Source organism: Planctopirus hydrillae, assembly GCF_001707835.1.
GTDB lineage: Bacteria > Planctomycetota > Planctomycetia > Planctomycetales > Planctomycetaceae > Planctopirus > Planctopirus hydrillae.
In genome coordinates this window covers 30,938-44,606 of record NZ_LYDR01000113.1, presented here as the reverse complement: position 1 = coordinate 44,606, position 13,669 = coordinate 30,938, and the positions used below count along the sequence as shown (strand labels likewise).

The following is a 13,669-nucleotide window of genomic DNA, read 5'->3' as shown; positions in this document are numbered from 1 at the left end:
ACAGCTCTTCGATCGATTGAGCACGCAGTCGATCCATTGAACCAAATCGTGCGGCCAGGATTTGTGCTGTCCGCTGCCCGACATGTCGGATATTGAGAGCAGTCAGCAATCGCCAGAGGGGTTGTTGACGAGAAGCTTCCAATCCTGCCAGGAGTGAATCGACAGATTTTTCGCCGAGTCTTTCGAGCTCAAGCAGTTCGGCTCGTTTATCCACAAGACGATAGAGATCGCTGATACTCTGTACCAAACGACTGGAAACCAGTTGCTCGACCAGCTTTGTCCCCAGGCCTTCAATATCCATCGCCTGGCGGGAAGCGAAGTATCTGAGGGATTCGCGAAAACGAGCCGGACAATTGATGTTCGGGCAGCGAATGTAAACGCCCCCTTCATCCTGTTCGACGATTGTGGAACACTCGGGGCAAGTCTCGGGAAACTGATAGGGTGCAGTGTTTGGGGGCCGCAGATGTTCTTCGACACGCACAATATGGGGAATGATCTTGCCTGCTTTTTCGACAACGACCGTATCGCCCACGCACAGGCCCAACCGTTCAATTTCATCGCGATTGTGCAGACTCGACCGCGAAACGGTGGTCCCGGCAATCTCAACAGGTTCGAGATCGGCCACTGGTGTCAATACGCCTGTTTTCCCCACCTGCACGGTGATGTTGATGACCTTGGTCGCGGCTTCGTAGCGTTCCCATTTATACGCGACAATCCAGCGCGGGCTTTTGCTGGTCATCCCCAGTTCCGCCCGTAGAGCCAGATTGTTGACTTTGAAGACGAGTCCATCGACTTCGAAATCGAGCGTCGAGAGCGCTTCCATCATGGCGGGCGCTGCAGCAACCGCTGCTTCGAAGGAGGAATGGCAAGCCGTCATGGGGACAGTCGGCAATCCCACCTGATGAAAGAGTTCCAGATAATCGGCATGTGTCTGGAATCGAGTGGCCTCCTGCTCGTCGATGGCTCCCAGGGAATGGGCAAAGAATCGAAGCTGCCTTTGAGCACACAACTTCGGATCAAGCAGCTTGAGTGACCCTGCCGTGGCATTACGGCTGTTTTTAAAGGGTTCTTCACCTCGCTCCAGTTGATGAGCACGAACTTTGGCGAAATCCTGATTGCCGATATAGGCCTCACCACGAACTTCGAGCAATCGCGGGATGTTCGATTCGGCAAAGAGCGACTTTTTGGACGAGCCATCATCCAGAAACAGTGGCACGCCTTTGACTGTTCGGGCGTTGTGGGTGACGTCGTCACCGACGCGGCCGTCGCCACGCGTGACAGCACGGATGAGTTGGCCGTCCTCATAGATCAACGAGAGAGCGACGCCATCGACTTTGAACTCGGCCAGCCATTCCATGGGGCCTTTCCAGCCGACTTCACTGGCTCGCCGGGAAACTTTCTGGCCAAACTCCAGCAGGCCCGACTCGTCGTAGACGTTATCAATCGAAAGCATGGGGACGGAGTGTGCGACCTGGACAAACCCTTCGATGGGTTCGCCACCCACTTTTTGCGATGGGCTGTCAGCGGTCACTAACTCGGGAAAAGCCGCCTCCACTTCGAGCAGGCGAGCCATCAGCCGGTCGTATTCGAGATCGCTGATCTCATTCTGGGCGAGCACATAGTACAGACGGTCATGCCGACGGATCTCACTCCGCAATTTGTCGAGAAGATGGCGGGCCTGATCTGCTGATGTCGGCAAAGGCCTGGCCAGGAGTTCTGCGATACTCATCGAGTCCCACATTGGTTCGAGGATTCCTGAATGCTCTCTCGAAGGATCATAGCGGGAAAGGTTCAATTCTCACAAATCGTGGGAGACCCTGTGCCTTCACTCGGCAAGTCAATCATGCTGTGATCTGAACCCAGGTTTGTATGGAGGGGCTTGAAAACCATGATCCCAAAGGATGCCGGCATGACATGGTTGGCAGCAAGTCCAAAGCGATTTGCGTTATGTGTCGACTCACGGAAAACGGCTCGGTCTGTCCGGTAAGCCCAGGCTATTTGCGTTTCTTCTTAGTCTTCTTGCTGTCCTCTTCGTCGTCGAAGTCATCGAAGATCTCCTCGGAGGCAGTTTCGAGGTCATCGGCACTTTCAAGGAACATCTCGTTCGAATCCTGTTCGATGGCATCGGTAAAATCATCATCGCCATCGACCACAGGTTCAAAGGACGAAGTAGCTTCGAGATCCTCTTCGATTTCGAGATCCTCATCTGCGTCGAGAACTTCCGCATCATCCTCGTCGGCAACAGCTTGCGATTTTTTCCCCGCAGGTGACTTGGCAGCAGTCTTCTTGCCTGCTGAACGGCCGCCGAAAATCAGAATCCCGACAGGCATCAGGGCGACTGTCCCGGCACAGAGCAGCGAGAGTCCCACAAAAATCTGCGACATGAGCTGGAGATTGGCCGCATGGCTCACAAACGCCATGACCAGCAAATAGCAGAGGAATCCTCCGGGAATGGCCGCGACGAGCGATGTTAACGCAAAAGAAACTTTTCCCATCAGATGCTCCTGTTGTCGAATCCCGGCCCGGCCCACATTTCGGAAGAATCTTTCCCTCGCCAGCTTAAATTGGCGGAGGGAGCCGGAACAACCCCTTGTTCTATGAGAGGCCGCACCCGGGAAAGGCTCCCGGCTGAATGTACCGATTCTGGCACAGTGTTGTTTTTTCGCTTCGCCGAACCGTGTTGTTTTTTCGCTTCGCCGAACCGTGTTGTTTTTTCGCTTCGCCGAACCGTGTTGTTTTTTCGCTGCACGGTATGGCAAGAATGCGGTGGCTACCGGGAAAGGACGGGATCCAGCCATAACCCCCAATCCTGAAAGGTTCCATCTTCTGAGGGAGAGGTGACGAGTTGCAATTGAGTGACATCGCTCACATCCACCTGGAAGGAAACGAGCTGATCAGCTTTGACAACTGGGGATTTCCACAATGTCTTGCCATCCCCCTGAATCTCGAAGATCACGGAGCCACCGGAACCCGTCGCCAATCCCACCTTCCCTGCGAGTTGTTTCCATTTCTTGCCGAGAGAGTAGACATGCTCAGCCGGTGCATGGGCATAGATTCCTCGAGCAAAGATTTCTCCCCGGCACTCGAGCAGAATGGAGGCGTTGGGTAAGCGATTGAAGGCGGGTTGCATCCAGCCCACTTTGGCAGAGTCGGCTCGATAAATGGTGAGGCTGGACTCTTTACGCTTGCCGGCTTCTTCCGCGGGTGTTTGCGAGGGTGGCGTGGTGTTGAAGAGGACGTTGGCGATGGTCTGAGCGTCACGAACCTTCAGTTTGTCTTTTTCCTGCTTGGCGAGCTTCATATTCCGGCTGTTGATGGCGGCTAGAAACGGGCCCAGCACCTGCCGGGTTTGAATGGCTTTCAACTCGGGAACACCCGCCTTCGTCACGAAGTATGAGTACTCCATTTCTCCCTGTGCGTGCTGACTCGAAGTGGCACCGTTGGCATGCAAGGCGACAAGACGCAAAGTTCCCCACTGGCCGGCAGTTAAGGCCCTGGAACTCAGCTTAAAGGCTCCGTCCCGTGTGGGAATGGCTGTTGCCGATGTGGCGTTGTAGTCGCTGTTTCCTTCGGGATCAAAGTACGCCACGACACCGTAAACGGGAGGCTCTCCCTGAATGTTTCCTTCGACAAAAATCGATTGATCTTCGGCGCGAATCCGCAGGTTTTTCAGCGTCAGATTCGTTTTGAATTCCCGCGGTTCCTGTCGACCACAGAAGAGAGGATGTGAGGCCAGGCGGAGAGCATGAGCAAATGTCAGAAATGTGCCCCGGCCTTCCCCGCGGACTTCTTCGAAGTAGGTGCGATTGCCTGCCCCCATTAACGCAGAGCCAAGGACGGCTTCATCGGGCCGGGCCGTGCAATGAGGTAATCCGAAGGCATGGCCGAGTTCGTGTGCCATGCCGCCGATGAAGATCGAGTTGTGCCTGCCTAAGGAAATGCGACCATATTCGCCGTCGCGAAGCATGGGTTCTTTTTTGGCAAGATTCAACGTGTCGAGTTCCGGAGAATCAAGTTGCCATGCCCTCCCGCTGCGATAGGTGCCGCCAGCGTAGTAGGGTGATTTGTGCTCGAAGGTCAGCTTTTTTTCGTCCCAGGTGGCGAGATTACAGAAGATGGCGATGGTTTCCTGATTGGCATCGATTCCTGCCTTTTGAAGGATGGGCAGACATTCCTTGCGAATCTCGTCGCCCGATTTCTTTTCGTATTCAGCAAAGGGTTTGGCTCCACGCACTTCGTGGATGACCACCTGGCCATTTTGTCCCAACTGTAAGCCGAAAGATTTCGGCCCAAAGCCATTTCGCTCCATCTGGGCTGCGTAGAAGGCCTGGATATGCAGGAGCATGCGAGTCATGCGAGCCTGAAAATCTGCTGGAAACTCCCGATCTTGGGGCGTGAAGCAGACGATGTGCAGATAGCGCTGAACTGGCTGGGTATTCTTTTGGACCCAGGGGTCAAGCAGATCTCGGGCGGCTTTCGCCTGAGCTGCATTCTCTGAGAGATCTGCCGCAACAACTGGTGTAAAACCAGCAAAACAGAGTGCCCATCCGCATAAGGCCGTGAAAACAGTCAACCGCCAGTTCATTCTTGATCTTTCCCCGGTGATCGGCCCAATTGCGCGACAATGATTTCATTATTGTACGCAAACGAAAACTTTTATGCCGGGGATAGACACATCGGAATGAACATTTTCCACAAGTTCACGAATTCCAATCGCTCTTTCCGATTGAGGGAATCGACCAGTCAGGCTTAGAAGCTGCCGCCACCCAGGGCCTGATAGGCGGTAATGGCTGCAGCCAGTTGTTGCTGCTTGGTTTCGATCAAGACCATCCGGGCTTCCATCATATCGCGCTGAGCCAGCAAGACTTCGACATATTCGGCCCGGGCATTCTGGAAGAGTTTGGTCGCACTATCGACCGATGCTTCAAGAGCAGCCAGTTGCTGCTTTTTGATCTCGATACTGGCCTGATAGTTCTCGACCTTGGAGAGTCGATTCACAATCTCGGTGTAGGCATTCAAAATGACTTGCTGGTAATTGTAGACACACTGCAGTTGCTGGGCGTTTGCCGTCAGATAGTCGGCCTGAATGGCACTTCTGTTGATCACAGGCGCCACCAGATCGCCCGCGACGTTGTAAATGAGTGAATCTGGAGTTGAAAACAAATACTTGGCATTGAAGGCGTTATAGCCAACACCCGCATTAACGATCAGTGAAGGATAGAATCTGGCGCGGGCGACTTTCACATCCAGCCCGGCTGCCGAGAGTTCTTTTTCTGCCTGCCGCACATCGGGTCGATTCTGCAGTATTTGGGCGGGAAGGCCGGCACAAAGAGGCTGCAGATTCAAATCCAGAAAGCTCGATGTGGAACGCATGACCGGCTGCGGATAACGACCGACCAGAAAATTGATCCGGTTTTCGACTTCCACGATCTGCTGCAGAATAATCAGTTTTTCACTTTGATTTTTGCGAACTTCCGCTTGAAAACGCTGCACGGCCAATTCGGTATCGCGACCGGCTGCTTTTCGCGCTTTGGCCAACTCCAAACTCTGCTCCTGAATTTCGATCGTTTTATCGAGGATCTGCATCTGGTTATCTAGAGACATCAACTCGTAGTATTTTTCGGCCACTTCGGAAACCAGCCTGGTCACCATGTAGGCCTGACCATCGCAAGTCCCTAAATATCGAAGTGTGGCGGCATCGCGGGCATTGCGGAGTTTTCGCCAGATATCGATTTCCCACGAGATATTCGCGGCGACCAGAAAGTTAGGTAGTGGTTCTGGAAAGGCGACGCCGGGTTTGACATCCAGTTGACTCTCGACGGCCCCTTCACGAGTAAAGAGACCTGGTTTATCGACACCAGCGCCCGCTCCTAAGGTAAAGAATGGCAGAATCGCACCCCGCCTGGCGCTGACTTCGTTATAGGCAATCTGAATATCCTGATTCAGGATTCTCAGTTCCTGATTTCCCACCATAGCCTCTTCAATGAGGCATAAGAGATTGGGATCGTCGAAAAAATCTCGCCAACTGATGAGTGCCGAGTTTTCGTAAGTATCCGCCGCCATTTCGAGGCGTGTGAAACCGACTTGCTCAACATCGGACTTCTCATCCAATGTGGCGGTGCCTGCCTCTTCCGGGCTGGGCGGAACGACGGGAACATCAGGGACGCTCCGTTTGAACCAACTGAAGCTGGATGGCATGGATGGGCCCTGTAAGGGGCCTTCCAGTTCTGGAATGCGGCACGACGGGGCACTCAGCGCCAGGCCGGCGATCAATGTTGGCAGAAGAGTACGTGCTCGACTCTTAGCTTTCGACGGTCTCACTAAGTGGTTCAAAATGTTCCTCCCTGATCAATGAACGCCCATCCGCCATCTTGGCGAATATATAGTAGAGACCTGGAATCACCAGAACTCCGATCACTGTCCCGACCAGCATTCCGCCGACGGCAGTGGTTCCAATCGTACGATTTCCAATAGCTCCCGGCCCGGTGGCTCTAACGAGCGGAATCAAACCGGCAATAAAGGCAAACGAAGTCATCAGAATCGGCCGGAAACGGACTTTACCGGCTTCAATGGCTGCATCCCGAATACTCATCCCGGCCTGCCGGAGCTGGATCGCAAACTCGATAATCAGAATTGCGTTCTTTCCTAACAGACCAACCAGCATCACCAGCCCGATCTGGGCAAAGACATCGTTCGACAACCCCATGGCCTGAAGTGCAAAGAACGAACCAAAAATCCCGACAGGTAGCGAAATAATCACGGCCAATGGGAGAATGAAACTCTCATACTGGCCAACCAGCACCATATAAACAAACACCACCACAATCAGGAAAATATAGACAGCCAGATTTCCTTTATTGGCTTCATCGTAGGACAATCCCTGCCAATCGATTCCGTAATCTGGCGGCAAAGTTTGTTTAGCAACTTCCTGAATGGCCTGAATGGCTTCCCCACTGCTGTAACCAGGTGCAGGAGCCCCCTGGATGGCTGCTGTGGGATACAGGTTATAACGGTTGATCTCATTCAAGCCCTGCTTCTTCTGGATGCGCATAAAGGCCGAATAGGGAACCATCTCTCCTTTATCGTTCTTGACGAACATGTTGTTCAAATCTTCGGGGAATCGCCGAAACTCCGGAGCCGACTGGACGTAGACTTTGTAGAACTGGCCAAAGCGGACAAAGCCCTGCTCCCACGTACTTCCCACGACAATCGAGAGATTCTCAAGGGCGTCGGCGATGGAGACCCCTTTCTGCATAGCGACGTCGTTATCGATGACAATCTCGTATTGCGGGTAGTTATCTGCAAAGAATGTAAAGAGTCCTTTTAACTCTTTTCTTTTCGATAATGCTTCCATGAACTTCTGAGTCACTTCACCCAGTCGCTTATAATTCCCCGTATTTGACTTATCGAGCAGATTCAGCGAGAAACCACCGGCGGCACCGAAGCCCGGGACTGCGGGAGGTTCAAAGAACTCGAGCTTGACGTTCGCAATCGATTTGGTCTTCTTCTCGAGTTCTTCAATGATCTGTTTCGAAGTCAGCTTCCGGTCTTCCCAGGGCTTGAGGTTGATAATACATGTCCCGGCATTTGAGCCGCGACCTTCTGTCAGCACTTCATAGCCTGCCAGAGACGAAACGGAGCTGATCTCGTCAAACTCTTTACAGACCGCCTGCAATTCATGGGATTTGGAGTTGGTGTATTCGAGGGTCGAACCAGGCGGAGTCTGGATAATCCCGTAGATGATCCCCTGATCTTCCAGAGGAATAAATCCCGAGGGAAGAATCGTATTCACGAAGAAGATGCCCGCTCCAAAGCCGGCAATGACGAGCATGGTGAGCATGCGAAGAGTGACCACACCCTTGAGAATGACGACATAGCCTCCCGTGATTCTTTCAATGAAGGCATTGAAGATTTCCAGCAGAATGGCAATAGGGCCGCGCCATCTCTTCTTATGACCGTGATTCATCGGTTTAAGAATCATCGCACAGAGTACGGGCGTCAAAGTTAAAGCGACGACACCAGAAAGGACAATCGACATCGCCATGGTCAGTGCAAACTGGCGGTAGAAGACACCGACGGGGCCCGTCATAAAGGTGACGGGGATAAAGACCGCAGTCATCACGAGAGTGATTGCGATAATCGCTCCGCCAATCTCATGAATCACTTCTTTGGTCGCGTTGTATGGTGAAAGATGCTTTTCATGCATCTTGGCATGGACGGCTTCGACAACCACAATCGCATCGTCAACGACGACACCGATGGCCAGCACCAGAGCGAATAGAGTGATCAGGTTCACTGACATGCCGAACATCAGCATGAAGAAGAATGTCCCGATGAGTGAGACGGGAACGGCCAGAGTGGGAATGAGTGTACTGCGGAAGTCTCCCAGGAAGAGAAAGACGACCAGCGACACGAGCACAAACGCCTCGAAAAGTGTGTGCACGACCTTCTCGATGGAGGCTTCCAGGAAGCTCGAAACGTCGTAGCTGACTTCGTAGTCCATGCCCGGAGGGAATGGGAGATTTTCCTTCATTTCATGCAGATGCTCTTTCACCGCCTCGATGACTTGCGTGGCGTTCGAGCCAGGCGTCTGCTTCAAGACAATGGCTGCTGAAGGATAGCCATCTTTATCGGAGTAGAGGTCGTAGAAGGAGGACGCCAGTTCGACTTTGGCGACATCTTTCAATCTAAGGATCTGTCCATCTTCATTGGCCCGCAGAATAATGTTTTCGTACTGTTCGGGCTTGGTGTAACGTCCTACCCAGGTCAGCACATATTCGATGGTTTGCGAGGTCTTTCCTGTGGCCTGACCAAGACGGCCTGGTGAGCCGATCATACTCTGTTCGGCGATGGCCTTCATAACGTCTGTGGCGGCGATGTCGTAAGCCCGCATGCGGTCAAGGTTCAATTCGACACGCATCGCGTAGGCACGGTTGCCGAGAATATTGGCAGTGCCCACGCCGCGAATTCGCTTGATTTCTGGCAGAACCTTAGCGGTTACGTAGTTATAGAGATAATTCTGATCATCACTTTTCTCAGTACTGTAAACGTTCACATACATCAGCATGCTGGACATGTTCTGCAGCACCACAATCCCCTCGCGATCTACAATCGGCGGGACGCGGCTTCTCACGCTCTGTACGCGATTATTGACATTGAGGACCGCCACGTTGGGATCGGTGCCGGGCTCAAAGACAATGGTGATGGTCGCCTCACCGGCACTGGTCGCAGCCGATGTCATGTACCGCATATCCTGAACGCCGTTGATGGCCTGTTCGAGGATCACGAGGACTGAATCGACCAGCACTTCGGCACTGGCACCGGGATAGGAGACTGCAACCACCACGCTGGGTGGTGCGACGGAGGGGAACTGAGAGATGGGCAAAGCCTTAATGGCCAGCCCCCCCATAAAGAGAATCAACAGCGAGATGACAATCGCGAGTGCAGGCCTGTGTAGGAATTTTGCGAACATACTGGTGTGCCCCTATTCGGCTTTGTTCTTGAGATGACCGAGAACTTCTGCGGGGTCGATGTACTCGTACTCGACCTCGTCACCATCTCGAACCTGCCGCACACCTTCGAGAACGATCTTTTCACCTGCCTTTAAACCACTCCTGATAATAAAGATGTCATCCTTTTCATTACGTATCTGGATCTCCCGTTGACGCACGATGCCTCTGAGAGTGTTCGCGTGATGCTCGGCATGGTGTTCGGGGGAAAGTTTCTTCAAATGGTCGTCATGATGCTTGTCATCGTGCGGTTTCTTTTCGTGAGGCAATGGTGGCCGCTTGGGGGCGGGCTTGGCTGACGGCTTTTTGTCATCTTTTTCGTCGTCGCCATCATCGTCGTCGTCGTCTTCGCCTTCCGTGTGAGCCTGGGCCTGATGCGAATCTGCCATTTCAGGTTCGTCTTTACCTTCACCTTCCGGCACAGGCTCGACAACATAGACAAACCGCTTGGCCAGAATTTCAAAGGTGGCCCGCTGTGGGATGACGACGGCATCTTTCAATGTTTTATGCAGCAGGATGGTTCCGGTCTGACCATGCCTTAAAAGTTGCTCCGGATTGGGAAAGTCAGCACGGAAGGCAATGTTGCCCGTTGTATTATTGAAGTCGGCCTCAATCGCAGTGATCTTTCCGGGGAGTGGAAAGGTGGTGTGATTGGCCAGTACAAGCTCCACTTTGACGTCGGCCTGACCTTCTTTAACCTCTTGCTGATAGGCCAGATACCTGGCTTCCGGGACATTGAAGTAGGCCCACATGACATTGTTATCAGAGAGTGTCGTAAGGATATCCCCTTCGGCGACAAGGCTGCCCTGCTGTTGGCGAAGGCGATCAATAATCCCGTCAAAAGGAGCTTTGACTTCGGTGAAATTCAGCTCGGCCTGAGCCAGTTTCACTTTGGCATTCGCTTTCGCAAGTTTGGCCTGCGCCAGAGCCACTTCCTGCTCGGAGACGACCTTTTGCTCAAACAGTTTCTTCGTATTTTTATATTCGATCTCTACGAGTTGTGCTTCAGCGATATCGGACTCGAGGCGGGCTTGATAGAGGGTTGCCAGGACACGAAAGAGGACATCCCCCTTTTTAACAAACTGGCCTTCCTTGATTTTGATTTCTTCCAGGTAGCCGCTTTCGAGGGCACGCAGTTCAATATGGCGGCAGGAGTGAATCTGACTGACATACTGCTCGGTGATCTGCATGTCTTTGGCGATAGCACTGGTGACTTTCACCAGATGATGCTCGGCGTGATGTGCTTCGGGACGCTTTGCGCAGCCGGAAAAGATGACCATCAATGCGACAGCCAAAGCCAGCGGGCTCCAGAACCGCCACGTTCGCAAACATGCCGGTGAGGACTGCCCTTGTCGTTGATGAAACATTGACTGCATCGTGACGGCCTTCAGGCAATTCGACTGCCTGACTTCAGGCAAACAGAACAATCGACTTTTGAAAATTGAGGCATGCCCATCGAGAGGACGCCTTCCCATCAGAATCGATTTAAGCAATTTCAATCGCATAGTCGCCTTACAGAAGAAATTCGGCATATTGAAGACTTCGTGCATACCTTTTTCTCAAATTGTAAGGATTGGCGAAGCCCCGCTATTTACCTAATGTTCAGAGCAACAAGGTCTTCGGGGCCTCGGTATGATGAAAATCCAAGAGTCGTTCGTAAGTTTCCCAGTTCTCAAGTCACGATTCAAAGAGCGAACAAAAACTCCGCCAATCCACAGAGAGGCCTGATTCCAAACCATGCAGCCGATCTTGCGTCTGATCTGAGAGCCGGTCCGTATGGGAAAACTCCCTGTCGCACAGAGAAGGTTTGCTCACCTATCTGAATTGAGATTATCCCATTCGGGAACCTGTCGGCGAGCAGATACGAGAACCTCACGCTATTGTCAGGGAACTCTGCCACGATCGGGCTTGTCATCAAAGACCTGCGTGCTCTGCGAGCCATGAGAATTCCGAGTGAATTGTGCCTGATTTGCAGCGTTTCAAGGTCGCTGAGTGAGTGAAGACCAACCGGCTATCGGCGATGATCAACGACCTGCAATCAGTTCAATAAGCTGCAGTAGTTATCAAACTTTTAAGCTTGATTGTGGCAGCAGGTGAGCGCTGAGGATGATCACTCGAGGATTGGCGCATGGGGGAATGGATGCGGCGAGAGTATCGAAGCAAGTGCTGTGCGAAAGAACCTCACCCTGTTTTCTCCCAGGAAGATGGGGGCGAGGGTTTTAGAGAGAGGTATTTAAATCAAGCAGGAAACGGAGTTCACCACGAAGGTCACGAAGAGCACGAAGGTTGTAAGAGAGGCAAGAAGGCAGGCGGGAGCCTGCCCGACTTAGGCTCGAAAAAGTGAATCATGCTGATCTTCTTGGAGAACTTCGCGACTTCGTGTGAGGATGAATTGGAAGTTCGATGTTTTCGCACGAAGACGCGAAGGCTGCGAAAGGGAAAGAGTTGGTGCATTTCGCTGGCGCTGCATGGCACCCTACGGTTGGAAGAATATAGAAGACCCTCACCCTGCCCTCTCCCGGAAGACCGGGCGAGGGTTCCAGAGGGAATGCACTGCGCCAAAGACCTTGGGTAAGGAAATTGAAGTCAGCGAGAGATGAATTATTGATGGGTACAAAACGAAAAGAGGCACCCAAAAGAATCGGGTGCCTCTTGAAGTTGGCTGCGGCATGGGCATTTGGATTTTGTGGATGTTCCGCTCTGTCGTGGCAAGTCATACTTTGAACAGCGTGGAGGCACAGGGGCCTTTCAGCGCGATCAAGAACCTGCCATGACAGAATGAACTTCCAACTAGGCCAGTTGCTTTTTGCGGCCTACCAGGGTTCGAATTCGTTCTGCAAGCAGCGCGGCATCGAATGGCTTACGGAATGTTTCGCTGAAGAGTGAGCGGTCGATACCACTCGCTGTGTCTTCATCGGTCAGCAATGCCACCAGAACTGCATCGGCATATTCGCCGTTTTTACGCAGATTCTGGGCAATCAGCATTGCTTCATGCCGTCCCATACTGAAATCGATGACTACCGCATCTGGATGCAGCGATTCTGCCTGAATGCCTGCTTCGAACCCGCTGGCTGCTGCTTCGATTTTGAAGTCTTCGATTGGCATCAGTTCAGTCAGGTTGTGGCGGACCTGGGAATCGAGACCCACGAGGAGCAGTTTGCCCATCGCTTCGTCTTCGAGTTCACCCAGAGGCATGCCGTGCTCCTTGAGGAAGCGGATTAAATGCTCCCTGGGAATGCGGCGATCCTGCGATCCGGGAATGCGGTAGCCGCGCAGACGCCCTGAATCAAACCATTTGGAGACGGTTCGAGGGGCAACTTTGCAGATCTTGGCGACCTGGCCAGTCGTAAAGATCGTTCTCATCGCGGGCACTCCAATCACCTATTATTGTTCACACACAGAAGGGTGTCGCGACCCTCCGGATCTTGACCCTCGCACGACGAATGTGGCTTTCATGGCCGCAACCAAAATGGCTGTCAGAGAAAATCTCTGTCAGCTTTCCGCCTCTTGAGAAACTGTGCCGGGACTCCCGCAGGAGTCTCAACCAATCTCTCAAATGTCGAACGCTGGAAATCGAATCCGACCCGATCCTTAGTTTCGAATTCGAGTGAGGGGCGGGACGTAACCAAACTGGCAGAGCGTCCCTGCTCTGTGCATGAATCAAATTGCCCGCTTGTATCCTGCCCCCCTGGCAGTCGGTTTACCGGCGTTTCCGCCACAACACGATTTCCCGTCCGAAGGCGTTTGTCGTGTCGTTCCGATGCAAACCGTCTGCGTGTTCTTTTCGGCTTTCCTGGCACGATGACTTCAATTCTCTTGTCAAGACTGTCTTTGACTCTTGACGAAGTCGCTGGTTGCCGAGTTTTCGCGCGTTTTCAGGCCGTACTGCTTGCGTGAAATACGCCATTTATCAGCACAGTTCAGGGCTCAAGGAATTCTCAGCGAAGAGGCTGCTGTGACAGAATTCCTTCAGTCGTGAAGCATCAGGACTGAAGGATTGAAAATGATTCGGAAAGGGCTCAAGTTTTCCGGCTGAATCGTATTCGTGAGGCATCTGCAGCCGGAATTTGAGGGACAGTTCAGTGACGCTGAACTTGAATCGAAGCAACGCCATACTTCGTGGCGGCACTGGTGGTGGCAGTGACATGGAACCTGAGGCG

General features: G+C 52.8%; 7 protein-coding genes. All 7 read right to left on the bottom strand.

Annotated elements, in window-relative coordinates; genetic code table 11:
- A partial coding sequence (ligA, locus tag A6X21_RS13750; protein WP_068848758.1) for an NAD-dependent DNA ligase LigA occupies positions 1-1,741 on the bottom strand: 1,741 nt, incomplete at its 3' end.
- Positions 1,742-1,994: 253 nt separating this feature from the next.
- Complete coding sequence (locus A6X21_RS13745; protein ID WP_131818338.1) at positions 1,995-2,495, bottom strand: hypothetical protein; 501 nt, start codon at positions 2,493-2,495, stop codon at positions 1,995-1,997.
- 275 nt (positions 2,496-2,770) lie between these two features.
- Positions 2,771-4,585 carry an NPCBM/NEW2 domain-containing protein gene (locus A6X21_RS13740; RefSeq protein ID WP_068848754.1) on the bottom strand — a complete coding sequence of 605 codons (1,815 nt, stop codon included), beginning with the start codon at positions 4,583-4,585 and terminating at the stop codon, positions 2,771-2,773.
- Positions 4,586-4,749: 164 nt separating this feature from the next.
- Entirely contained in the window at positions 4,750-6,198 is a 1,449-nt protein-coding gene (locus tag A6X21_RS13735) for a TolC family protein (protein ID WP_240490263.1), read from the bottom strand.
- Positions 6,199-6,301: 103 nt separating this feature from the next.
- Positions 6,302-9,472 carry an efflux RND transporter permease subunit gene (locus tag A6X21_RS13730; protein WP_068848750.1) on the bottom strand — a complete coding sequence of 1,057 codons (3,171 nt, stop codon included), beginning with the start codon at positions 9,470-9,472 and terminating at the stop codon, positions 6,302-6,304.
- A 12-nt stretch (positions 9,473-9,484) separates the two neighbouring features.
- Entirely contained in the window at positions 9,485-10,885 is a 1,401-nt protein-coding gene (locus tag A6X21_RS13725) for an efflux RND transporter periplasmic adaptor subunit (protein ID WP_083233609.1), read from the bottom strand.
- 1,414 nt (positions 10,886-12,299) lie between these two features.
- Complete coding sequence (locus A6X21_RS13715; RefSeq protein WP_013111107.1) at positions 12,300-12,872, bottom strand: helix-turn-helix domain-containing protein; 573 nt, start codon at positions 12,870-12,872, stop codon at positions 12,300-12,302.
- Positions 12,873-13,669 lie beyond the last annotated feature (797 nt).

What these genes read in the sequence shown, in the direction of transcription:
- A6X21_RS13745 (WP_131818338.1), bottom strand. Translation starts at nt 2,495, where the DNA reads ATGGGAAAAGTTTCTTTTGCGTTAACATCGCTCGTCGCGGCCATTCCC.
- A6X21_RS13740 (WP_068848754.1), bottom strand. Translation starts at nt 4,585, where the DNA reads ATGAACTGGCGGTTGACTGTTTTCACGGCCTTATGCGGATGGGCACTC.
- A6X21_RS13735 (WP_240490263.1), bottom strand. Translation starts at nt 6,198, where the DNA reads ATGCCATCCAGCTTCAGTTGGTTCAAACGGAGCGTCCCTGATGTTCCC.
- A6X21_RS13730 (WP_068848750.1), bottom strand. Translation starts at nt 9,472, where the DNA reads ATGTTCGCAAAATTCCTACACAGGCCTGCACTCGCGATTGTCATCTCG.
- A6X21_RS13725 (WP_083233609.1), bottom strand. Translation starts at nt 10,885, where the DNA reads ATGCAGTCAATGTTTCATCAACGACAAGGGCAGTCCTCACCGGCATGT.
- A6X21_RS13715 (WP_013111107.1), bottom strand. Translation starts at nt 12,872, where the DNA reads ATGAGAACGATCTTTACGACTGGCCAGGTCGCCAAGATCTGCAAAGTT.